The following is a 21,232-nucleotide window of genomic DNA, read 5'->3' on the forward strand; positions in this document are numbered from 1 at the left end:
TTTAATTATCCAGTTTGTGATAGCTTCCAACTTCGAGCACGGGCGCTGCGTCCAGACGTTCTGCGTCCATCATATTGGCAATTCTTTGCATCGATGAAAGCAATAGCGATTGCTCCCACTCGTCCAATGCCTGAAATTTCTCAATAAAATCTTCCTGAAGGGGCTGAGGTGCTTTCTCCAGTAGATTTAAGCCCTGTTCAGTAAGGTACAGAGAAACCCGGCGTTTATCCTGTTCACTTCGGTGTCTGTGGATGAGATTACGGTGTTCCAGACGTTCGATAACATTCGAAACAGTAGCAGGACTTAAATTGATATTCTGCGCAACTTTACTGGCCGTAATGCCATTTGCGGCATTAATTTCACGCAAAATGAGCAGCTGAGGTCCTGTTAATCCGGAATATTTGTTGAGTTGTTTAGAATATAAGTCGATTGCACGAATGACTTTCCTAAGTGCCAGCAGTAACTCTTCATACTTTTCCATAGTTTCCCCGAAACCAACTAGTACCGTGGAGCTGACAGGTCAGTACGGCGAATTTGAACCACAACACCCAGCTTAGGGTGATCAAAGTAATGTGTTTCGTGACTGATAACCCGTCTTAACTGTGAGAAATAGAAACTACGCAGATACGGTGTTTGTTCGTTTGCGTTGTTTAAGGCCAGCGATGCCTGCGTTTCGATGTCGTTGGCGAGTTGTTTTATTTTGTCTTTTTCACGCAGATTAAATTCGCCATCAATATGCAGGTAATTACCAACCAGGAAAATATCGATGAGTCCATCGAACTCCCAAGCCAGGCTGGGGTGGCCTGCTGCTATTAAAGGAGGACGTACCGGTGTTCTTTCGTTTAACGGATTAAAAGGTTCTGAGCCTTGCTCTATAGCTGACAAAAGGTACTCAATATTATCCATCCGCTGTTTCTGGCTGGCGTTTGATAATGGCGTAGTAAGTTCTTCTTGCTCTCTTGGAAAGCCATTGTAGAAAAACGTTTCGCTGTAGTTTTTGCCGCCATAGAGTCGAAACTTACGACTTTCGCCGCGTTTAAAAACGGGTTGGCGCCAGGCCAGGTGAAGTAACGGTTTACCTTGACCTTTGCGCTCCAACTCTTCACTAACAGGCGTTAGCTCTAAAACGTCTTTTGGCATTAAAAAAGGTTGTGAAGCTGTCTGAATGTCACCACCAGGGCCGTCAATTACAACCTCTGTTTTGTTAAGCTCTGACAACGAATGCGCGGGGGCGAAAGGGTTTCCGGCAATCGGTATCCACTGGTCTTCGTTTTCATATTGGCAGGCAATATCAATTTGCCACTGATTATCTGAGAGTGGGTCGCAAACCGGCAAAGCGCTGCGAAGGCGGCGGTTCTGTAGGCTATGGTAACTGGTCAGCAAATCCCGGCTTTGATTAACGGCTATTGGTTGTATTGCCAAAGGAAAAGTCTCACCGGACTGGTCGGTGATGGTCTGTTTAAAGACCAGAACTTCAACTTCAAACCAGCGCCAGTAGTCTTTATCAGACTGAGCTACCGCATCAACAGACACTAATGTCATTAGTGCTGTTGTTAAACCCAGTACCGATTTTAATCCACGATGCACCAGCGCCATTTATTCACTCCTGTGTTACGCCGCCTGAGATTGTTCTGCAAATTCTTCTAACAGAGACTCTACCAGTTTTAACCGACTTTGAGTATCTTCCAGTGACTGACTTAAACGTAAACGGTTCGGGCCATCCAGTTTGTAGTAATTGGGCGCTTTTTGAATCAACCCTATAATAATTTCCGGGTTAATTTTTGTATCGTCGGCAAACTCAATAATGCCGCCCTGATTACCAATATCAATTTTACGGATACCCAAATGCTCGGCATTATTACGCAGCTGTGTTTGGCGCATCAAGTTCTTGGCTGCGTCCGGAAGTAGCCCAAAACGGTCAATTAATTCCACCTGCAAATCATCCAGTTCTTTACTGGTTTCACAGTTGGCTATTCGTTTGTACAAGCTTAAACGGTTATTAACATCTGGTATGTAAGCTTCAGGTAAAAGCGCGGGAAGTTTTAAGTCAATCTCAGCACGTTCATGCAGCAGTTGCGCAAGAGCGGGTTCTTTACCTTCTTTTAAGGCTTTAACCGCTTGCTCCAGCATGTCCATGTATAGAGTAAAACCAATGCTTTCAATTTGACCGCTTTGATCGTCTCCAAGTAGCTCACCGGCACCACGAATTTCTAAGTCGTGAGTTGCGAGCATAAAGCCAGCGCCCAGATCTTCAAGCTGAGAAATGGCTTCGAGGCGCTTGTGTGCGTCTTTGGTCATGCGTTTGGGGTGTGGCGTCAATAAGTACGCATAAGCCTGATGATGGGAGCGTCCAACGCGGCCCCGCAGTTGGTGCATCTGTGCCAGACCCAGGTGATCAGCCCTGTCCATAATAATGGTGTTGGCGCTGGGTATATCGATACCGGTTTCAATAATGGTGGTACAAACCAGCACATTAAAGCGCTGATGATAGAAGTCCGACATGATGCGTTCCAGGTCACGCTCACGCATTTGTCCGTGAGCAACCACAACACGCGCTTCCGGTACCAGGGTTTCAATATCGGCCGCGGTTTTTTCAATAGTGTCGACATTATTGTGTAAGAAATAAACCTGACCACCGCGCAGAATCTCACGTAATATGGCTTCCCGAACCGTTGGCTCGTCGTATTCGCGGACAAAGGTTTTTACTGCCAGTCGCTTCGCTGGTGGCGTGGCTATAATTGACAGGTCACGAATGTTGTTCATAGCCATATTCAGGGTACGTGGAATAGGCGTAGCTGTTAGCGTCAGAATATCTACGTCAGCGCGCAGGCGTTTAATCGTGTCTTTTTGTCTTACACCAAAGCGGTGTTCTTCATCGACAATGAGCAGACCTAAGTCATGACACTTAACATTGTCTTGCAGTAACTTGTGCGTACCAATAACAATATCGACTTTGCCGTTAGATAAATCTTCGAGAATGCCTTTTGACTGTTTCGCGGTTTTAAAGCGTGAGAGCACTTCAACCCGAATGGCCTGATCAGCAAAACGGTCGCTAAAGTTCTCATAATGTTGCTGGGCCAGCAGGGTGGTTGGAACCAGCACCATCACTTGCTTACCTTCATTAACGGCAATAAAGGCCGCGCGCATGGCCACTTCGGTTTTACCAAAGCCCACGTCGCCGCAAACCAGCCTGTCCATTGCCCGTGGCTGTTGCATATCCTGTTTCACAGCATCAATTGCGGCCTGCTGGTCAATGGTTTCTTCAAACGGAAAGCCGGCGGCAAAACGTTGGTAGTCTTCTTCGTTAATATTAAATGCATAGCCGGGCTTAGCTTCACGACGGGCGTAAATATCGAGCAGTTCAGCAGCAACGTCTCGCACTTTTTCTGCAGCACGTTTTTTGGCTTTTTCCCAACTGTCATTACCCAGTTTGTTTAAAGGAGCATGGCTTTCTTCACCGCCACTGTATCGGCTTAAAACGTTCAGGCTTGCTACCGGAACATAAAGTTTTGCGCCACCAGCGTACTCAATGGTGACAAACTCCGTGGTGACATTACCGGCATCGAGAGTCGTCAACCCCTGATAGCGGCCAACACCGTGGTCCAGGTGAACAACCGGCTGACCGGCCTGCAGTTCCGCTAAGTTGCGAATGAGTGTATCGGCGCTGACAGTGGCTTTTTGCTGGCGTCGGCGGCTTTGTACCACGCGGTTACCAAACAGTTCGGTTTCGGTGATAAACCAGAGTTTGGCATCGGGTAAATAGAACGAATTAATAATGGGGCTGATAATCAAACCGACTTGTTTGGTCGGACATTCTTCCAGGCCTGAGCAAAGCGTAACGGGAAAACCGAGCTTGCTGACAATTTCACGCAGCGCTTCACGACGGCCTGCGCTCTCAGCGGAAAGCAGAACCTTGTCGTTATTTGCTAACGCCTGTTCTAATTTGGTTTTTAGTTTGGCAAAAGGCTGTTTTTGCTGGTGATCCGCAGCTATTTCTGTAACGGCTTCTGTCAGAAACGGTGTCGGCCCGGGTTGTGCCATTTCTGCCGGTACGTTGGCTCGCACACGACGGTATTGTTTGAATCCAGCGTGAATATTATCGACCGGAAGAAACAGTTCATTAGGGTGTAACAATGGCCGTAAGGGATCGAACTGGCGTTGATCGTAGCGATGATTGATATCCTGCCAGAGGCGCTCCAGGCTCGCCTGAATATTGCCGAAGGTAACCAGTACGGTGTCGTCCGGAAGATAATCAAATAAGCTTGCTGTTTCTTCAAAAAATAGCGGAAGATAGTATTCAATCCCGCCGGGTAACTGACCCTTACTGACTTGCTGATAGACCGATTCGCGTTCAGTACTTGCTTCAAAGTGTTCGCGGTAGTTTGCGCGGAAGCGTTCAATTGCCGTTTTGGTTAACGGGAACTCGTGCGCGGGCAGTAAATTAATGCCCTCTATAGGGTCTTTCGATAGCTGAGTTTCCGGGTCAAAAGGTCTGATACTATCAACTTCGTCATCGAAAAAGTCGAGCCGGTATGGGGTCTGGCTGCCCATAGGGTAAAGATCTAAGATCGACCCACGGGCGCTGAATTCACCATGTTCCATAACCTGGTTTACGTGGCGGTAACCTGCATTTTCCAATTGCTGTCGCAGCTTCAAGCTGTCGAGTTGCTGGCCTTTCTCAATTTGTAGTGCTTGCCCCTGAACAAAAGACGTTGGCGCAATGCGGTGGAGCAAGGTATTTATACTGACAATCAGTGCGCCACGCTTGGCTTCAGGAAGGCGTGCTAACACACGCAAACGATCAGATATAATGTCCTGGTGCGGAGAAAAACTGTCGTAAGGCAGCGTTTCCCAGTCAGGAAAAAGCGTTATGTCGTCATGATATTCGGTGTGTTCACCGGCAAAATATTTAACTTCCTGTTCTAATCGATAAGCCTGGTTAGCATCTGCAGTAACAATTAGCACCCGCCCCGGAGTCGCATCAATTAGCTTAGCGATGGCCAGTGCAGGGGCACTGCCGTGCAGTTCCTGCCAGGTGAGATCTTTATTTGCTGCCGGTGGGAAAGGGGGTCTTAATACAGATGCCTTAGTCATGACTACTCAACTGGTTTGGAAAAACGTCGGTATTATACCGAAATCAATCATGATTTGGATGACAAGGAGTCGCTTTCTTTTTGTTCCCTGCGCTGTTTTGAACGTTCTTTAAGCTGGCGACTTTGGGCATGAAGGCTGGCACGAATCAAGAGTTCCTGATCTTCCTCGCGAATTTGAGCAAAGCTAAGAGTGCAAAGGTAAGTATCACCATTTTCTTCAGGCTCTGACTTTTCAGCTTTCAGGTAGCAGTAAATTGCCAAAGCTTCTTCTTTAAAAAATAACTTGGCCTGGAACGTCTGGTCTTCTGTTAATGGCGAGTCATTGACAATACGAATGCCGCCGCCGCCATATTCAACCCCCTTAAACCGGTACTCGGGGTCATCCTCATTGCGGAGCATATAACCAAGCAATATGTTCATACGTTTGTGCTGTTGCTCCAGAAAAGCCACCAGCGCGCTGCCTGACGACTGTTCAACTTTAATGCTTTGCAGTTGTTGCTGATCACTTTCAGCCATACTGGACGCAATAGTAAACAGCTCCGGGATCTCGGCAATAAACGCGTCTTCGTCCGGTATGTTGTCGGCCGAGTCCAGCGCAATTAAATTGACCGGGAAGTGATCTCTTACTGTGAAGAAATCTCCTATTGGCGATGTCATTGATGTCTGCGATTGCGTCATTGTTTCGGCTTTTAGTTGTCAGGCTCAATACAACTCATTATCCTTGCTCGTTATGAATTAGCAACCATCAAATAATTGAGGGTATATGTTTCAGCCGGTTGTGCTGTTTATTGGCCTGCGTTACAGCCGGGCAAGGCAGGGCTCTGCCTTTACGGCATTTATTAACCGCTTTGCTTTTGCAGGTATTGCGCTGGGCGTAATGGCTTTGGTGGTTGTTATGTCGGTTATGAATGGCTTTGAAGGGCAATTGAAAAACCGCATTTTAGGTGCTGTGCCCCAGGTCACTGTAACGGATCCGGACAGTAGCACGCGGCTAAGCAACTGGCAGGAGGTTCAACAACAGCTGCCTGAACTGGCGACAATAAAGGGTTCTGTCCCCTTTGTACAAACGCAGGGCATACTGCAAATATCAGATAAAATGTCCGTTGCCAACATACAGGGCGTCTACCCGGACAAGGGCGCATTGCCGCCTTCACTTACCGACAAGATGGTTGCCGGCAACTGGGAAAGTCTGGAACCAGGAAGCTACCACTTGGTTATTGGTCAGCGGCTGGCACAAAAACAAGGCATCGCCCCGGGTGATACTGTCAGAGTTATTGCCGCGCAGGGTGGCGTTTACACACCCTTTGGACTGGTACCTTCGCAACGTCGGTTTGTCGTCAGTGGCTTATTCGCTATGGGCTCAGAAGTTGATGAGTCGGTTGTGTTCGCTCATGGTGACGACCTGGCGCGATTAATCCGTCTTCCCGAAGGTAAAGTGACCGGCTTGCAGCTGTTTCTAAATGATGCCTTTGATGCTCCCCAAGTTGCTCAAACCCTGCGCAACCAAACCGATTTAAGCGTTGATGACTGGCGCCAAAGCTATGGGCAGCTGTTTGAGGCTGTTGGCATGGAAAAACGCATGATGTGGCTAATGCTGGCCTTGATCATTGCCGTGGCTGCATTTAACACACTGTCTGCCCTGGTTATGGTCATAAATGATAAGCGTCATGACATTGCCATACTGCAAACGCTTGGTTTATCTAACGGCCGTATTCGCACCGTGTTCTTACTTCAGGGGCTTTATAACGGCGTTCTTGGGTCTTTGTTAGGTATTATTTTAGGACTTCTTTTGAGTTGGTATTTAAATGACATCCTGGATTTATTCGGGGCTCAAATAGTTTCAGGCACTGAGGAAGGTTTACCTATTATCATTAATCTTTTCCAGGTTATTGCTACGGCTGTTGCTGCAATTCTGTTAACTCTGGTCGCAACATTATACCCGGCTTCACAGGCAGCTCATGTTCAACCATCGGAGGCATTACGCTATGACTGACGCGCTGTTGCGTTGCTCAAAACTGAGTAAATCGTATCAGGACGGTAATAATGAAGTGACCGTTTTAAAAGATATAGACTTTAATCTTCAGGCTGGCGAGATGGTGGCTGTAGTCGGAACTTCCGGCTCGGGGAAAAGTACTTTGCTGCACTTGCTGGGTGGTTTGGATAAAGCTTCCGGTGGACAATTATTTTATAAAACTGATGAAATGACGCACTGGAAAGCCGACAAACTGGCGCAGTGGCGTAATCAGAACCTTGGGTTTGTGTATCAATTCCACCATTTGCTGCCCGAGTTTTCGGCACTGGAAAATGTCGCAATGCCGCAAATGATAGCGGGTAAAAGTCCGGCCGAAGCAAAGCGGCAGGCAAAGCAATTACTGGCAAGGGTAGGTTTAGAGCATAGATTATCTCATCGGCCTGCGCAGTTGTCGGGGGGAGAACGTCAGCGGGTCGCTATTGCCCGGGCTTTTGTGAATAAACCGCAAATTGTGCTTGCTGACGAGCCTACCGGTAATCTCGATGGCGAGGCCGCAGAGAGTATTTATCAATTAATGCTGGAGTTGAATAAAGAAACCAACACGGCTTTTATTGTGGTAACCCATGATTTGCATCTGGCAGAGCAACTGCAGCGTGTCGAAGTCTTGAAGAACGGTGTTTTGCATAAGGAAGAAGACTAATGCGGCTTGCCTGGTTAATTGCCCGTCGCTTTCGTCAGGGAACAGCGAAGCAAGGCTTCTTGTCGTTTATATCGGCATCATCAACTATTGGTATTGCCCTTGGGTGTGCAGTATTAATTGCAGCACTGTCAATGATGAATGGCTTCAACCAGGTGTTACAGAATAAGCTCTTAGCGGTTGTACCTCAGATTGAATACAGTGCCGTTGAAGGGGCTTTGGATGACTGGGAGCTCGTGGCAGAAATTGCTGAGCGGAACCCTCAGGTTGTTGCTACCGCACCGGGTGTCAATGCCACGGTAATGGTACAAACCCAGTCGACATTTCATGGCATTCAGGTTCGGGGCGTTTCGGCAGAGCATGAACAAAAAGTTTCTTCTTTATCGGACTACGTCAGTAAGGAAGACTGGCAGCGCTGGCAGCAAAAGGGCGGCTTGCTATTAGGTGCGGGGTTAGCGGAAAAACTGGATCTAGAAGTAGGCGACTCGGTTTCGTTGTTAACCCCCGAAAAATCAGAACGAGGTTTTCGCTCTCCCGAGCGTGTCAGGCTGCAAGTGACGGGGCTTTTTCAGTTTGGTGGGCAAATTGATTACCACAACGCTTACGTTTCACTCGATACAGCGATAAATGAGCTGGATTTTGCCCGCGATGTCAGTTCTGTCCGATTGCGGGTAAAAGATGTGTTTTCTGCGCCGGCTGTGGCCAGACAAGTGGGTAATGAACTGCCTGAACTGGTGTACCTTGACGACTGGACGCGAAGTCACGGGCACTTGTATCGCGATATTGAACTTGTGCGCTGGGTGGTTTATCTGGTTCTTATTCTGGTTATGGCGGTTGCCTGTTTTAACATTGTATCGACGTTAATTATGACGGTCGCCAAAAAACGTAGCCAAATCGCAATGCTGAAAACCTTGGGTATGAAAGATAAAACCTTATTGCAGTCTTTTGTTCTGCAGGGGGTTATGAACGGGTTGTATGGCGTTGTTATCGGATGTTTTTGCGGAATACTGCTGGCCCAATTTTTACCCAATATTATGCTGGCGCTGGAAACCTGGTTTAATTTTGATGTGCTTTCCAGTGATATCTACTTTGTCGGTGAAGTGCCTTCTGAATGGATTTGGTCGGATGTTTTTCTGGTGGCGGGGGTAGCACTGCTAATGAGCTTGCTTGCGACTCTTTATCCGGCCTGGAGAGCAGTGAAAGTTGAACCGGCTAAAGCTTTACACCAAAGCATTTAATTTTAAGGATTACGGCGGCGCCAGGCTTTGACCACAGACTGGCGCCACAACAGACGAATACCAATGTAACCAATAAAGCTGGATAACGTTCCTAAAACCAAACAGCCAAGCAAGAAAGCCGGACCTATGGTTGAAATACTGTGCATTAACCACTCCCAACTGGCTTCAAAAGCAAAGGGCTGTGGTGGTTCTGCTAACAAAGCATTTCCTACCAGGTAGCAAAGGTAAAACATGGGGGGCATGGTAATAGGGTTGGAGACCCATACCAGACCAACTGAGAGTGGCAGATTTACGCGAAAGGGAATTGCTGATGCTGCCGCTAATAACATTTGAAAAGGAACAGGTATAAAAGCGCAGAACAAGCCTACCGCAAAGGCTCCTGACGCCGAGCGTCTGTTCAGGTGCCACAAGTTTGCGTCATGCAAAAGGCTGCCAAATAAGCGGATCGCTTTTGACTCTCGCACTTTTTGGTGATCAGGCATTAAGCGTTTAATGAAGCGTCTGGCCATAATGTGACGTTTATTACCTATCCTGTTACTGCCCCAAGGAAGGAGCAACGATGGATCGCTGGTTACTCGTGTTTTCAGGCGGAATTTTGTTCGCCTTCACTCACTCTGACATTAAATTCTGGCTGATTGTTTCAACTATCGCATTACTACTTTTGGCGATAGCTTACACCCGCATGGGGGCCTGCCCGAAAAAAGCAAAACGGCGATCGATCGCACGACTACTGATGGCGTTATTTTGCGGTATTTTATGGGCTAATGCCAACCTTTATTGGCAAAATATACGGGCAATACCGGCGTCTTTCCTCAATTCCGACGTTAAGCTCAGTATCATGGTGGATGAAATATCCCGGAGTTACCCTTACCACGTGCGGATAACGGGCAGGGTTAAAACGCTGTCAGACAACGCGTTGCCTATTTGGAAGCAACCCAGAGTCCGGTTGAACTGGTACCGGGCGAATCTTAAACAAGCCCCTAGAGCAGGAGAAACCTGGCAACTGGTGGCGCGCTTAAAGGAAGCGACGGACTATCGTAACCACGGGAGCTTTCGGTATCGACAATATTTGCTGCGCAATAACATACACGCAATAGGAAGTATTAAAGAGGGCTTTAAGCTTGATTCTGCTATCAGTCTTCGGCAAAAAGTCTTTGATTGGATACAACAGAGTGATCTGAACGAACCCGGCATACTGGCTGCCTTAACTATTGGTGAACGCAGCTTATTGAGCCGACAAACCCGGGAAAGTTGGCAAAAAACCGGTTTGGCTCACAGCCTGGCTATATCGGGTTTACATTTGGGGATGGTTGCCGCTTCCGCTGTATTCTTTTTTCGCCTCTGCTTTCGCTGTCTCCCTGTTGGTCTGAAAACCCGAGAGCTCATTAACAGCCGTTTCTGGTCGCTAGTTTTAGCGGCTTTTGCTGTAACAGGTTATGCCGTCCTGGCCGGTTTTCCCGTGTCGACAGTAAGGGCGCTGGCCATGTTTTTGGTCGTTCTTTTGCACCTGACGCTAAGTCTGAAATTAAGACCTCTAAGTTTACTGTTACGAGTTACTGTTGCGGTACTTGTGGTTGATGTTTTTGCTTTGCAGGATCCGGGCTTTTGGCTTTCGATTACAGCGGTTGCGGCATTGTTCCTGGCAAGCTGGCGCTGGCAAAAAGCCCGCGGAAAACTCTCTGCTATTAAAAGCCTTTGGTCCCTTCAGTGGTTGTTACTGGTGGTTATGGCACCTTTGTCGTTTTTGCTATTTGGCGGGTTTTCGCTGCTGGCACCGTTAGTTAACTTGCTGGTATTACCGGTTATAAGCTTTTGGTTGTTGCCATTGGCGTTAGCCGGAACGGTTGCCGTACTTTTGGATTTAAGTTTCGCTTCAACACTTTGGCAATTGGCAGAGCTTCCGATTGTACATTTGAATCCGTTTATCGGTTTTTTAGCGAAGCAGCCAGTAACCTGGTTGCAATTAGATGCCTGGCCTGTAAGCCGTGAGGCAAGGTTCGGTGGTTTGTTTGCGTTAATCCTCGTGCTGCTGGTGCCGCTTAAAAACACCTGGCAACGCACAGTACTGCTTTTATGTTTGCCTCTTTCTGTTTTGGTGCTGCTAAATCAAAGAGACGGGAAATTGCGCCTTCACGTTCTGGATGTGGGGCAAAGCCAGGCTATAGTGCTGGAGCGAAATGGCAGAGCCATGCTGGTCGATACAGGTATTGAATTTAATTCCGGTTTTAGTGTGGCCGAGTCGGTGATTGAACCGTTTTTGAATTACCATGGACTTGTTCCGGAGCTTGCGTTCATTAGCCATGGAGACAGTGACCACAATGGCGGGCGTGATTTCTTATCAAGACGCTACCCCAATTTGCAGTGGCAGGGGGAAGGCAGCAATAAACCGTGTTTAGCGGGGGATACGGGGCACTGGAATAACTTACAATGGAGAGTCTTATGGCCTTCGAGGGAATATCAAGGTTCAACCGCATTAAGTAAAAATAATCGTTCTTGTGTCTTATGGGTTCAATTCCGGGGTTTTACCCTGCTTTTGCCCGGGGACATTGAAATGCCTGCCGAGAAAATGCTGTTAGAGCGGTTGCAAAGCCCTGCTGAAATAGAGTCCGATGTCATGCTGGTTCCGCACCACGGCAGTAAAACGTCCACCAGTTGGCCATTACTGCAGGCCGTAGATGCGGATATCTACTTGATAAGCTATGGTCGGCATCGTGGATACCGTTTTCCCCACCGATATACTCTGGAAAGACTTGCGCGAAAGAATCGCCCCTGGCTTGGGACGATGAAGAGTGGACAATTAACCATTGTGAGTGACGGCAGTACATGGAGTTTGGAGTTACCCTTTGAAAACAGGTAGAATACCAAAAGTGTTAATGACTTAATTGAGACTACATGGATTCTCAGATTAAAAAAAAGACGACCTTCAAGCGCTTGTTAGGTTACATCAAACCTTATAAAGCGGCTTTTATTCTTGCTGTTGTCTGTATGATTGGTTATGCAGGCATCGATACATTATTTATATCCCAAATCCAAACCTTAATCGATGATGGCTTAACAGAGCAGAACTCCAATGTTTTGATCTATGGCGCTATTTTTGTTCCCTTTATTTTTATTCTACGTGGCATACTTAACGTTGGGTCCAGTTACTTTTTAAATTGGGTTGGTTTTAAAGTAGTTACCAAAATGCGTCAGCAGTTATTCGACCATATGATGAAGCTGCCTGTCAGCTTTCACGACCAGCACTCAACCGGTGACTTAATCTCGAAAATAACTTATGACACTCAGCAGGTATCGGAAGCCAGCAGTAAAGCTGTCTTAGTCTTGGTCAAAGAAGGGGCGTTCGTTGCCGGGCTATTAGGTTTGATGTTTTATCATAGCTGGCAATTATCGTTAGTATTTTTAGTGATAGGTCCCTTAATTGCCAAGGTCGTGAGTATTGTTTCCAGACGCTTCCGTAAAGTGAGTAGCCGTATTCAAACGGCTATGGGGAATGTCACAACAACCGCTGAACAGATGATTAATGGGCATAAAGTTGTGCTCATGCATCAGGGGCAAAGAGATGAGGCAGCGCGCTTTGCTGAAATAAATAATACTACCCGTAACCAGAATATGAAGCAGGTAAATACCCGGGCCATTAGTACTTCGGTTATTCAGTTTATTGCTTCTTTAAGTCTTTCCATGGTTTTGGTCATTGCCAGCTTTCCGGAAATGCTGGGAGAGCTCTCAGCCGGTGCGTTTACCACCTTGCTCGGGGCTATGCTTATGTTGCTGCGCCCATTAAAGCAGTTAACGAACGTAAACAGTGACTTTCAGCGCGGTATTGCTGCGGCCACCAGTGTGTTTGATATTCTTGATGAACCAATAGAGGTCGATAAAGGCTCGAGAATTATTGACCGTGCAGAAGGAAACATAGTTTTTGAAGATGTGTCCTTTTCTTACCAGAAAGGTGATGACCTGGCTTTGGAACACATTAGCTTTAGCGTAAAACAAGGCAAAACCCTTGCATTGGTGGGTCGCTCGGGCAGTGGTAAATCGACGATTTCAAACCTGCTGACCCGGTTCTATGATGTAGAGCAGGGTCGCATTTTGCTCGACGGCTACAACATTAACGACTATAAACTGAAATGTCTGCGTCGCCAGTTTGCTCTGGTTTCACAAAACGTGACCCTGTTTAATGACACTATCGCTAATAATATTGCTTATGGTGCAGCGAAAGAGTTGTCACGGGAGCAAATCACTAAAGCAGCAGAGCAGGCTTACGTTACCGAGTTTACTGATAACATGCCGAAAGGGCTGGACACCATGGTCGGCGAAAACGGAGTGATGTTATCCGGAGGGCAGCGGCAACGTATTGCTATTGCTCGTGCATTATTGCAGGACGCTCCTATTCTGATTCTGGACGAAGCTACATCTGCGCTAGATACGGAGTCTGAACGTCATATTCAGGATGCTTTAGGCACCTTGCGCCAAAACCGGACCGCCATTGTCATTGCACACCGCTTGTCGACCATTGAAAATGCGGACGAAATTATCGTAATGGATAACGGCGAGATTGTTGAGCGAGGTACCCATCAGCAGTTACTGGATCATGAAGGCGCGTATTATCAATTGCATAACTTGCAGTTTAGCGGAGGCGCCTAGTGTGGCTACAAAAGCAGTGGTATAAAGCCAACCTGCATCCTCTTTTAATTTTGCTGGCACCGCTGTCATTGCTGTTTTGGCTACTGACCAACCTGCGCCGCAGTTTTTACCATTTAGGCCTGATAAAACGCTATAAAGCAGAAGTGCCTGTTATCGTTGTCGGTAATATCAGCGTTGGCGGTACAGGGAAAACGCCAATGGTGGTTGCTCTATGCCAATGGCTGAAAGATGAGGGCTGGAAGCCGGGTATTATAAGCCGTGGTTATGGTGCAAAAGGTCCATTTCCTCATTCCATTGCAGAAAATGATAATGCCGCAGATGTTGGCGATGAACCTTTGCTTATGCGCCGGAGAACCGATTGTCCGGTAGTCATCGCACCTAAACGAGCCGAGGCCGCTCAACTCCTGTCCGAACAACATCCCGAAGTCGATGTCATTATTAGTGATGATGGTTTACAGCACTATGCATTAAAACGTGACATTGAGCTGATTATGATTGACGGTGAAAGAGGCACAGGAAATGGCTGGTTGCTGCCGGCAGGTCCTTTACGTGAAGGACCATGGCGTTTAAAAGGTGCGGACTGGGTTATTTCTAATTACGGGCGTCATGCTTTTGCGCGTCATGTAGTAGATGTTAAACCGGGTCACTGGTATCGGGTTGATAACGATGAAAAAGTTGAGCTAGAAACGGATAGTAGTTTTAATGCAGTTGCCGGTATTGGTTACCCCCAGCGATTTTTTAACTCTTTGTCAGAGCAAGGGGTGCAAGTTGAGAAAAGCCAGGCATTTGCTGATCATCATGTTTTTAGCGAAGAAGACTTTTCTCAATTAAATGGTAAGCCTATATTGATGACAGAGAAAGATGCCGGAAAGTGTCAGTCATTCGCGCAACCGGACTGGTATTATCAAACAATAGAAGCACAACTGCCCGAGATAATGAAAACTAACTTACTGGCAGAGCTGGAAAGGAAGAAAAATGCCCATTGATAAAAATACATTAGCGATTTTAGCTTGCCCTAAGTGCAAAGGTAAGCTGACTTACTACGCCGAAAAAAATGAACTGGTCTGTCGGGGCGAGCGACTGGCTTATCCTATCGATGAAAACATTCCGGTTTTATTAGCCGATAAAGCCCGTGAATTATCTGCAGAAGAGTTAGAGAAGGTTCCTTCATGAGTTTTACCGTTGTTATTCCCGCACGTTATGGCTCCAGCCGACTGCCTGGTAAACCTCTGGCTGACATTGGTGGTAAACCAATGATTCAGCATGTGGTTGAAAGGGCTGAAGCCAGTGGCGCTGCGGAGGTGATTGTCGCAACTGATGACCTGAGGGTAAAAGAGGGCGTTGAGAAATTCGGCGGCCGAGTCATGATGACTTCAACGGAACATTCATCGGGTACTGAGCGACTGGCTGAGGTTATTGAACAGTTGGCGCTTGCGGAAAATGAAGTGGTGGTTAATGTGCAGGGCGACGAGCCTTTCATTCCACCTGAAATTATTCGTCAGGTTGCGGATAACTTAGCCAACCAACGGCAGGCGCCTATGGCGACTTTAGCCGTTCCTATTACCGACGCTGAAGATATTTTTAACCCGAATACAGTAAAAGTGGTTACCGATGCGGCCGGATACGCTCTGTACTTTAGCCGTGCAGCTATTCCATGGGACAGAGAGCACTTTTCTGCAGAGCGGGATACCAATGTCATTGCCGATCATTACCACCGACACATTGGTATTTATGCCTATCGGGCAGGTTTTGTCAGACGTTATATAGAGTGGCAGGCTAGCCCTATAGAACAGCTCGAGTCCTTAGAGCAATTGCGAGTCCTTTGGCATGGAGAACGTATTCACGTGGCAGAAGCTATTCTCGCACCGGCTGCTGGTATTGATACAGAAGAAGACCTGCAGCGGGCACGAGAACGGGCAGTCGATGGTTAATCCATCGCTGCCATTTTTGAGTATTCGTCTTCGAAAAAGAACTTTTCTTCTCCAAAAGCCGGCTTTAATTGATGTAACCAGGTTGCATCCGGGTCGTACTTAGCAAAGAAGGGGCGTTGAACCCAGTCCGGGTTGCGTCCCTGAATAAAGCGTAAAGCAAAAACTTTTTCGCCTGCAATTTCGGTCACACCCTGAACTTCCACTTTACCCGGGCCTGCACTCATTGAAGGGCCGCGAACCGTGCGGGCAATGCCGGATACCTGTTGGTAAGCTTTTTGGAAAATCTCCCAGGTGCGTTCCAGTGGCACTTCAAAGTAACGTTTGGCACCAGTATCCCGCTCAACAAACATATAGTAAGGGATCATACCTAACTGTACTTGTTTCTCCCACATAGAAGCCCAGACATCGGGGTCATCGTTAATGTGTTTAAGCAGTGGAGCCTGGCAGCGTATTTGTGCACCAGTAGCGCGCAGGCGACGAATCGCTTCCTGACAGACTTCCGTGCGCAGTTCATTCGGGTGGTTTAAATGCGCCATAATGGATACGTGTTTGCCGCCGGCAACTAAACGCTCTAATAGACGCAGCATGTCGTCTGCATCCGGGTCAGTAATGAAGCGGTAAGGCCAGAAGGTCAGCGACTTAGTGCCAATACGTATGGTCTTAATGTGCTCAAACTCTGGTTTAAGTAAGTCTTCCAGGTAGTGAGCCAGCTTACGTGTGCGCATAACCATAGGGTCGCCACCGGTGACCAGTAGGTCGGTCACTTCTTTGTGCTGAGCTAAGTAGCGATGTAATTGATCGGCGTCATTAGAGTTAAAGCGTGTTGCTTTACCCACGAATTGTGCCCAGCGGAAGCAAAAGGTGCAGTAAGAATGGCAATACTGCCCCTGAGCCGGGAAAAATAAAACCGTTTCACGGTATTTATGCTGCATGCCAGGCAAAGGTTCACCGTCAACATGAGGGACGTTCATTTGCATTTGGCCAGCAGGGTGAGGGTTCATTTCATCACGTAGCTGAGTTGCTAAGTCAAACACTTCGTTAGTCGTGTGTTTACCTGACATCAAATCCGCCATGCGCTGATAGGCAGACGGCTCCAGCATATCCTTTTGTGGAAATGTTAGTTGAAACAGCGGGTCATTGGGTACATTTTCCCAGTCAATGAGTTCATTAAACACATACTCGTTAACTCTGAACGGCAGGACATTAGCAACGACTTTCATTTCAAAGCGCATGTCAGCAGGAACTTTTTTAAGCGCCTCAATTTTATCTAACTGGCGATGCTGATATACCTTGAACTTACGTGGCGTAATGATGGGTTGTTGTACATTGACTACTTGCTGCATAAGCCTCTCTGTAATTATCTGCAACCTGCTAAAAGCACGTTGAAAATGAATTTGTCTGTCAGCTCTTGGGCGACCAACGAAATGCGACGTAGTATAAAGAAATTGGGGGTAAGTTGCACGTCCTGTAAGGGATAAAAAGCGATGTACACGAACTAATTAGCGATAGACATAAAAAAAGCGCTCATGAGAGCGCTTTTTTAAAACATGACGATTTTACTTTTTGATTGGTGTAAATTCGCGTTTTGTATAACCGGTATACAATTGACGTGGACGACCAATTTTTTGGTTCGCTTCGCCCATCATTTCGTGCCAGTGAGAAACCCAGCCAACAGTACGCGACAGCGCAAAGATAACAGTGAACATGTTGGTCGGAATACCAATAGCTTTCAGCACGATACCTGAGTAGAAATCAACGTTAGGGAACAACTTCTTCTCAATGAAGTAATCGTCTTCCAGAGCGATACGCTCCAGTTCCATTGCAACGTCCAATAATGGATCGTCACGGTTAAGTTCTTTCAATACTTCGTGGCATGACTCACGCATAACGGTAGCGCGAGGGTCAGTGTTTTTGTAGACACGGTGACCAAAGCCCATCAGACGGAACGGATCGTTCTTGTCTTTTGCTTTCTCGATGTATTTTGGAATGTTCTCTACTGAGCCAATTTCAGCCAGCATGCGCAGACACGCTTCGTTTGCACCACCGTGTGCAGGTCCCCATAAAGAAGCAACACCAGCCGCAATACAGGCGTAAGGATTTGCACCCGAAGAACCGGCAAGACGAACGGTTGAAGTTGATGCGTTTTGCTCATGGTCGGCATGCAAAGTAAAGATGCGATCCATTGCACGGGCAACTGCAGGGCTAATTTTGTAATCTTCAGCTGGTACAGAGAACATCATGTTTAAGAAGTTTTCTGCGTAGCCTAAGTCGTTACGAGGGTATACGAAAGGTTGGCCAATGCTGAATTTGTAGGCCATTGCCGCAATGGTTGGAATCTTAGCAATTAGGCGATAAGCGCTACGTAAACGCTGGTTTTCATCGTGAATGTCTAAATCATCATGATAGAAAGATGATAAAGCACCTGTTACTGCGCATAGCATCGCCATTGGGTGTGCGTCACGACGGAAACCATTAAAGAAGTTGTGGATTCCCTGGTGCACCATAGTGTGTTTAGTAATGGTGTCTTTAAATTCGGTGTACTGTTTTTCGTCCGGCGCTTCGCCGTGTAACAGCATATAGCAAACTTCTAAATAGTCTGCTTTTGTTGCGAGCTCACCAATTGGGTAGCCGCGGTGCAGTAAAACTCCGTTCTCACCATCGATGTAGGTGATAGCCGACTCGCAAGAGCCTGTAGCCAGGAACCCAGGGTCAAAGGTGAAGTAACCATGTTTGCCCAAAGTTCGGACGTCAACTACATCCTTGCCTGCCGCTGGTGAAAGTACCGGCAACTCAATGGATTGGCCGTCAATCTGTAAAGTGGCTTTACGATCAGCCATAAGGAATTCTCCTCACTGTCTACTTTGAAAAAGTGCGCTAATTTAACTCGATCATGCCCTTAAATGTCAATTTTAATCGGGGAACATGAACCAATTATAGTCAAACATACGTAATAAACATGACGAAAAGATTACTCAGATTGAACAATTATTGAGTTACGTTAGACTTTAGTAGTAAGCCGTAATAACTAAGCGCCCAAATCTGAGTTTCTCGTTGTAATTAATGGTTTGGCTCGATATACTTTGCGCCGTATTGGTGGCATGTATCTGTGTCGCGCAAACGAAAATTGCATTTCTTTTGTGCTTTATTAAAAGGCAATCTATCGTGAAAAAAGAAAGACCTGTTAATTTAGACTTATCAACTATCAAGTTTCCTGCCGCTGCCAAAGCATCCATACTGCACCGTATTTCGGGTGTTGTTATGCTGTTCTCTCTGGCATTTTTAATTTGGGCTTTTGCCGTGTCACTTAGTGGCCCAGAAGGCTTTGCTCAAATCGAGAGTATCATGACCAGCTTTATTGCGAAGTTTATTGGCTGGGGTATTTTGACAGCGCTAGGATTTCACTTAATCATCGGTCTGCGTCACTTAGTGATGGATATGGGCTACTGGGAAGAACTCGATTCGGGAAGAATCAGTGCAAATATTTCAATTGCTCTTTCTGTCATTCTTTCCGTATTAGTAGGAGTTTGGCTATGGTAACAGCAGCAGCAACGTTTGGTCGTAGCGGTTCTCATGACTTTATCTTGTTGAGAGCCAGCGCGATCGTTATGGTTCTTTACACACTGTTCATGGCTGGCTTTTTCCTTTCTACACCAGACGTGACGTATGAAGTCTGGAGTGGCTTGTTTGCCAGTATCTGGATGAAGGTTTTTACCATGCTAGCACTGTCCGCTGTGTTGATTCACGGTTGGATTGGCATTTGGCAGGTATCAACAGACTACGTAAAAGCGGCTGGTCTCAGAGCTTTTATCCAATTAGTTTTCAGCGTTGGTCTTATCGCTGTTTGGCTCACTGGCTTATTCGTACTGTGGGGTGTTTAAGTGAACGTTAAAACTTTAGAATATGATGCAGTGGTGATCGGTGCTGGCGGTGCTGGTATGCGAGCAGCATTGCAAATTTCCCAAGAGGGGATGAGCTGTGCGTTGATGTCCAAAGTGTTTCCAACGCGCTCTCACACAGTTTCTGCACAAGGTGGTATTACTGTCGCTTTAGGTAATGCGCACGAAGATGACTGGCAATGGCACATGTTCGATACCGTAAAAGGTTCGGACTACATTGGTGACCAGGACGCTATTGAATACATGTGTAAAGCAGGTCCGGAAGCAATTCTTGAACTGGAAAATATGGGCTTGCCATTTTCACGTTTTGAAAACGGAAAAGTTTATCAACGTCCGTTCGGTGGCCAGTCAAAAGAATTTGGTGGCGAGCAGGCAGCTCGTACAGCCGCAGCCGCTGACCGTACTGGTCACGCACTTCTGCACTTGCTTTACCAGCAAAACGTTAAGAACAAAACGACCGTTTTCTCTGAGTGGTACGCACTAGACTTAGTGAAAAACCAGGACGGCGCAGTAACGGGTGTTACTACGCTGAATATTGAAACTGGTGAAGTCTATTATGTGAAAGCTAAATCTGTTGTTCTTGCGACCGGCGGTGCTGGTCGAATTTATGCCTCAACAACAAATGCGCACATTAACACCGGTGATGGTGTTGGTATGGCGCTACGTGCCGGCGTTCCAGTGCAGGATATGGAAATGTGGCAGTTCCACCCAACTGGTATTGCTGGTTCAGGCTGTCTGGTAACTGAAGGTTGCCGTGGCGAGGGTGGTTACCTGTTAAATAAAGACGGCGAACGCTTCATGGAGCGTTACGCTCCAAACGCGAAAGACCTTGCCTCACGTGACGTTGTTGCTCGTTCAATGATGACAGAAATTCGTGAAGGCCGTGGTTGCGAAGGCCCTTGGGGACCTCACCTGAAACTGAAATTGGATCACTTGGGTAAAGAGACTCTGGAGAGTCGTCTTCCGGGCGTTTGTGACTTGTCACGTACCTTCGCTCACGTTGACCCGGTAAAAGAACCAATTCCTGTTATACCAACTTGTCACTACATGATGGGCGGTATCCCGACAGACGTTAACGGTCAGGCTCTGACAGTTGACGAAAAGGGCGAAACCAAGCCTGTACCTGGTTTATTTGCTTGTGGTGAAATCGCTTGTGTATCTGTTCACGGTGCTAACCGCTTAGGTGGTAACTCATTGCTTGACCTTGTTGTTTTCGGTCGTGCGACTGGCATGCACTTAGGTGAAACATTAGCGGCGAATAGCGAAGCACGTGAATCGTCAGCGTCTGACGTTGATGAGGCAATGGCTCGTTTCAACCGTTGGGAAAATACGCAGAAAGGCGAAGACCCAGTACAAATTAAGAAAGACCTACAGAACTGTATGCAGATGAACTTCTCGGTATTCCGTGAAGGTGAAGCAATGGCTGATGGTCTTAAAGAGTTGAAAGAAATTCGTGAGCGCCTTAAGCACGCACGCTTAGACGACACGTCTAAAGAGTTTAATACTCAGCGTGTTGAATGTATGGAACTTGATAACTTAATGGAAACTGCTTTCTCTACTGCAGTTGCTGCAAACTTCCGTACAGAAAGCCGTGGAGCTCACAGTCGCGCAGACTATCCAGATCGTGATGACGAGAAATGGTTGGTTCACACTGTGTTCCGTCCAGAAACCGAAGACATGGTGACTCGTCAGGTTAATATGGCACCGAAACTGCGCGAAGCTTTCCCTCCGAAAGCTCGTACGTACTAATAGAGGGGTTCAACG

The 21,232-nt window shown here is 47.1% G+C and carries 18 protein-coding genes; 11 read left to right on the forward strand and 7 right to left on the reverse strand.

Features of this window, described 5'->3' with window-relative positions; translation table 11 throughout:
* Position 1: 1 nt before the first annotated feature.
* The 4 genes from BM359_RS01670 to BM359_RS01685 are packed head-to-tail and all read right to left on the reverse strand — an operon-like array spanning position 2 to position 5,771.
* Positions 2–481, reverse strand: coding sequence for a MarR family winged helix-turn-helix transcriptional regulator (locus BM359_RS01670; RefSeq protein WP_054487334.1), 480 nt, complete (start codon positions 479–481; stop codon positions 2–4).
* Positions 482–498: 17 nt separating this feature from the next.
* Positions 499–1,596: a CsiV family protein gene (locus BM359_RS01675; protein WP_054487336.1), complete on the reverse strand. Its 1,098-nt coding sequence runs from the start codon at positions 1,594–1,596 to the stop codon at positions 499–501.
* Between the two features lie 15 nt (positions 1,597–1,611).
* The gene (gene mfd / locus BM359_RS01680; RefSeq protein ID WP_054487338.1) at positions 1,612–5,094 is read right to left on the reverse strand and encodes a transcription-repair coupling factor; all 3,483 of its coding nucleotides are present in this window, start codon (positions 5,092–5,094) and stop codon (positions 1,612–1,614) included.
* 47 nt (positions 5,095–5,141) lie between these two features.
* Complete coding sequence (locus BM359_RS01685) at positions 5,142–5,771, reverse strand: hypothetical protein (RefSeq protein ID WP_054487341.1); 630 nt, start codon at positions 5,769–5,771, stop codon at positions 5,142–5,144.
* 85 nt (positions 5,772–5,856) lie between these two features.
* On the opposite strand from BM359_RS01685, the gene BM359_RS01690 reads away from it, so the two are divergent.
* Genes BM359_RS01690 through BM359_RS01700 form a run of 3 tightly spaced genes read left to right on the forward strand, consistent with a single transcriptional unit; the run spans position 5,857 to position 9,000 of the window.
* On the forward strand, positions 5,857–7,086 hold the full coding sequence (locus BM359_RS01690; protein ID WP_054487344.1) for a lipoprotein-releasing ABC transporter permease subunit: 1,230 nt from the start codon (positions 5,857–5,859) through the stop codon (positions 7,084–7,086).
* On the forward strand, positions 7,079–7,765 hold the full coding sequence (gene lolD, locus BM359_RS01695) for a lipoprotein-releasing ABC transporter ATP-binding protein LolD (protein WP_054487346.1): 687 nt from the start codon (positions 7,079–7,081) through the stop codon (positions 7,763–7,765). The genes BM359_RS01690 and lolD overlap by 8 nt, the downstream gene beginning before the upstream one ends.
* On the forward strand, positions 7,765–9,000 hold the full coding sequence (locus BM359_RS01700; RefSeq protein ID WP_054487348.1) for a lipoprotein-releasing ABC transporter permease subunit: 1,236 nt from the start codon (positions 7,765–7,767) through the stop codon (positions 8,998–9,000). Before lolD ends, BM359_RS01700 begins: the two co-directional genes overlap by 1 nt.
* Positions 9,001–9,002: 2 nt before the next feature.
* On the opposite strand, the gene BM359_RS01705 is transcribed toward BM359_RS01700, so the two are convergent.
* Complete coding sequence (locus BM359_RS01705; RefSeq protein ID WP_054487350.1) at positions 9,003–9,509, reverse strand: DUF2062 domain-containing protein; 507 nt, start codon at positions 9,507–9,509, stop codon at positions 9,003–9,005.
* Between the two features lie 50 nt (positions 9,510–9,559).
* Here BM359_RS01705 and BM359_RS01710 point away from each other — a divergent pair, with 50 nt between their 5' ends.
* The 5 genes from BM359_RS01710 to kdsB are packed head-to-tail and all read left to right on the forward strand — an operon-like array spanning position 9,560 to position 15,572.
* Complete coding sequence (locus tag BM359_RS01710; RefSeq protein WP_054487352.1) at positions 9,560–11,857, forward strand: DNA internalization-related competence protein ComEC/Rec2; 2,298 nt, start codon at positions 9,560–9,562, stop codon at positions 11,855–11,857.
* A 35-nt stretch (positions 11,858–11,892) separates the two neighbouring features.
* Positions 11,893–13,641, forward strand: a complete 1,749-nt coding sequence (msbA, locus tag BM359_RS01715) for a lipid A export permease/ATP-binding protein MsbA (protein ID WP_054487354.1) — start codon at positions 11,893–11,895, stop codon at positions 13,639–13,641.
* Positions 13,641–14,627, forward strand: a complete 987-nt coding sequence (gene lpxK / locus BM359_RS01720; protein ID WP_054487356.1) for a tetraacyldisaccharide 4'-kinase — start codon at positions 13,641–13,643, stop codon at positions 14,625–14,627. Before msbA ends, lpxK begins: the two co-directional genes overlap by 1 nt.
* The gene (locus tag BM359_RS01725) at positions 14,617–14,814 is read left to right on the forward strand and encodes a Trm112 family protein (protein WP_054487358.1); all 198 of its coding nucleotides are present in this window, start codon (positions 14,617–14,619) and stop codon (positions 14,812–14,814) included. The genes lpxK and BM359_RS01725 overlap by 11 nt, the downstream gene beginning before the upstream one ends.
* A complete protein-coding gene (kdsB, locus tag BM359_RS01730) occupies positions 14,811–15,572 on the forward strand; it encodes a 3-deoxy-manno-octulosonate cytidylyltransferase (protein WP_054487360.1) in 762 nt (253 codons plus the stop codon). Before BM359_RS01725 ends, kdsB begins: the two co-directional genes overlap by 4 nt.
* Here the strand turns inward: kdsB and BM359_RS01735 are convergent.
* The gene (locus tag BM359_RS01735; RefSeq protein WP_054487361.1) at positions 15,569–16,915 is read right to left on the reverse strand and encodes a KamA family radical SAM protein; all 1,347 of its coding nucleotides are present in this window, start codon (positions 16,913–16,915) and stop codon (positions 15,569–15,571) included. The two genes, kdsB and BM359_RS01735, sit on opposite strands and share 4 nt — an antisense overlap.
* A 213-nt stretch (positions 16,916–17,128) precedes the next feature.
* The gene (gene gltA, locus BM359_RS01740; protein WP_054487363.1) at positions 17,129–18,409 is read right to left on the reverse strand and encodes a citrate synthase; all 1,281 of its coding nucleotides are present in this window, start codon (positions 18,407–18,409) and stop codon (positions 17,129–17,131) included.
* A 325-nt stretch (positions 18,410–18,734) separates the two neighbouring features.
* Here gltA and sdhC point away from each other — a divergent pair, with 325 nt between their 5' ends.
* The 3 genes from sdhC to sdhA are packed head-to-tail and all read left to right on the forward strand — an operon-like array spanning position 18,735 to position 21,217.
* Positions 18,735–19,109, forward strand: coding sequence for a succinate dehydrogenase, cytochrome b556 subunit (sdhC, locus tag BM359_RS01745; RefSeq protein WP_054487366.1), 375 nt, complete (start codon positions 18,735–18,737; stop codon positions 19,107–19,109).
* On the forward strand, positions 19,103–19,450 hold the full coding sequence (sdhD, locus tag BM359_RS01750; protein ID WP_054487368.1) for a succinate dehydrogenase, hydrophobic membrane anchor protein: 348 nt from the start codon (positions 19,103–19,105) through the stop codon (positions 19,448–19,450). The genes sdhC and sdhD overlap by 7 nt, the downstream gene beginning before the upstream one ends.
* Positions 19,451–21,217, forward strand: coding sequence for a succinate dehydrogenase flavoprotein subunit (sdhA, locus tag BM359_RS01755; RefSeq protein WP_054487370.1), 1,767 nt, complete (start codon positions 19,451–19,453; stop codon positions 21,215–21,217).
* The last annotated feature ends 15 nt before the right edge of the window (positions 21,218–21,232 follow it).

The organism is Idiomarina abyssalis (assembly GCF_900116625.1).
GTDB classification, from domain to species: domain Bacteria; phylum Pseudomonadota; class Gammaproteobacteria; order Enterobacterales; family Alteromonadaceae; genus Idiomarina; species Idiomarina abyssalis.

Excerpts from the sequence above, each read along its gene's own strand:
- BM359_RS01670 (WP_054487334.1), bottom strand. The coding sequence starts at position 481 with ATGGAAAAGTATGAAGAGTTACTGCTGGCACTTAGGAAAGTCATTCGT.
- BM359_RS01675 (WP_054487336.1), bottom strand. The coding sequence starts at position 1,596 with ATGGCGCTGGTGCATCGTGGATTAAAATCGGTACTGGGTTTAACAACA.
- mfd (WP_054487338.1), bottom strand. The coding sequence starts at position 5,094 with ATGACTAAGGCATCTGTATTAAGACCCCCTTTCCCACCGGCAGCAAAT.
- BM359_RS01685 (WP_054487341.1), bottom strand. The coding sequence starts at position 5,771 with ATGACGCAATCGCAGACATCAATGACATCGCCAATAGGAGATTTCTTC.
- BM359_RS01690 (WP_054487344.1), top strand. The coding sequence starts at position 5,857 with ATGTTTCAGCCGGTTGTGCTGTTTATTGGCCTGCGTTACAGCCGGGCA.
- lolD (WP_054487346.1), top strand. The coding sequence starts at position 7,079 with ATGACTGACGCGCTGTTGCGTTGCTCAAAACTGAGTAAATCGTATCAG.
- BM359_RS01700 (WP_054487348.1), top strand. The coding sequence starts at position 7,765 with ATGCGGCTTGCCTGGTTAATTGCCCGTCGCTTTCGTCAGGGAACAGCG.
- BM359_RS01705 (WP_054487350.1), bottom strand. The coding sequence starts at position 9,509 with ATGGCCAGACGCTTCATTAAACGCTTAATGCCTGATCACCAAAAAGTG.
- BM359_RS01710 (WP_054487352.1), top strand. The coding sequence starts at position 9,560 with ATGGATCGCTGGTTACTCGTGTTTTCAGGCGGAATTTTGTTCGCCTTC.
- msbA (WP_054487354.1), top strand. The coding sequence starts at position 11,893 with ATGGATTCTCAGATTAAAAAAAAGACGACCTTCAAGCGCTTGTTAGGT.
- BM359_RS01725 (WP_054487358.1), top strand. The coding sequence starts at position 14,617 with ATGCCCATTGATAAAAATACATTAGCGATTTTAGCTTGCCCTAAGTGC.
- kdsB (WP_054487360.1), top strand. The coding sequence starts at position 14,811 with ATGAGTTTTACCGTTGTTATTCCCGCACGTTATGGCTCCAGCCGACTG.
- BM359_RS01735 (WP_054487361.1), bottom strand. The coding sequence starts at position 16,915 with ATGCAGCAAGTAGTCAATGTACAACAACCCATCATTACGCCACGTAAG.
- gltA (WP_054487363.1), bottom strand. The coding sequence starts at position 18,409 with ATGGCTGATCGTAAAGCCACTTTACAGATTGACGGCCAATCCATTGAG.
- sdhD (WP_054487368.1), top strand. The coding sequence starts at position 19,103 with ATGGTAACAGCAGCAGCAACGTTTGGTCGTAGCGGTTCTCATGACTTT.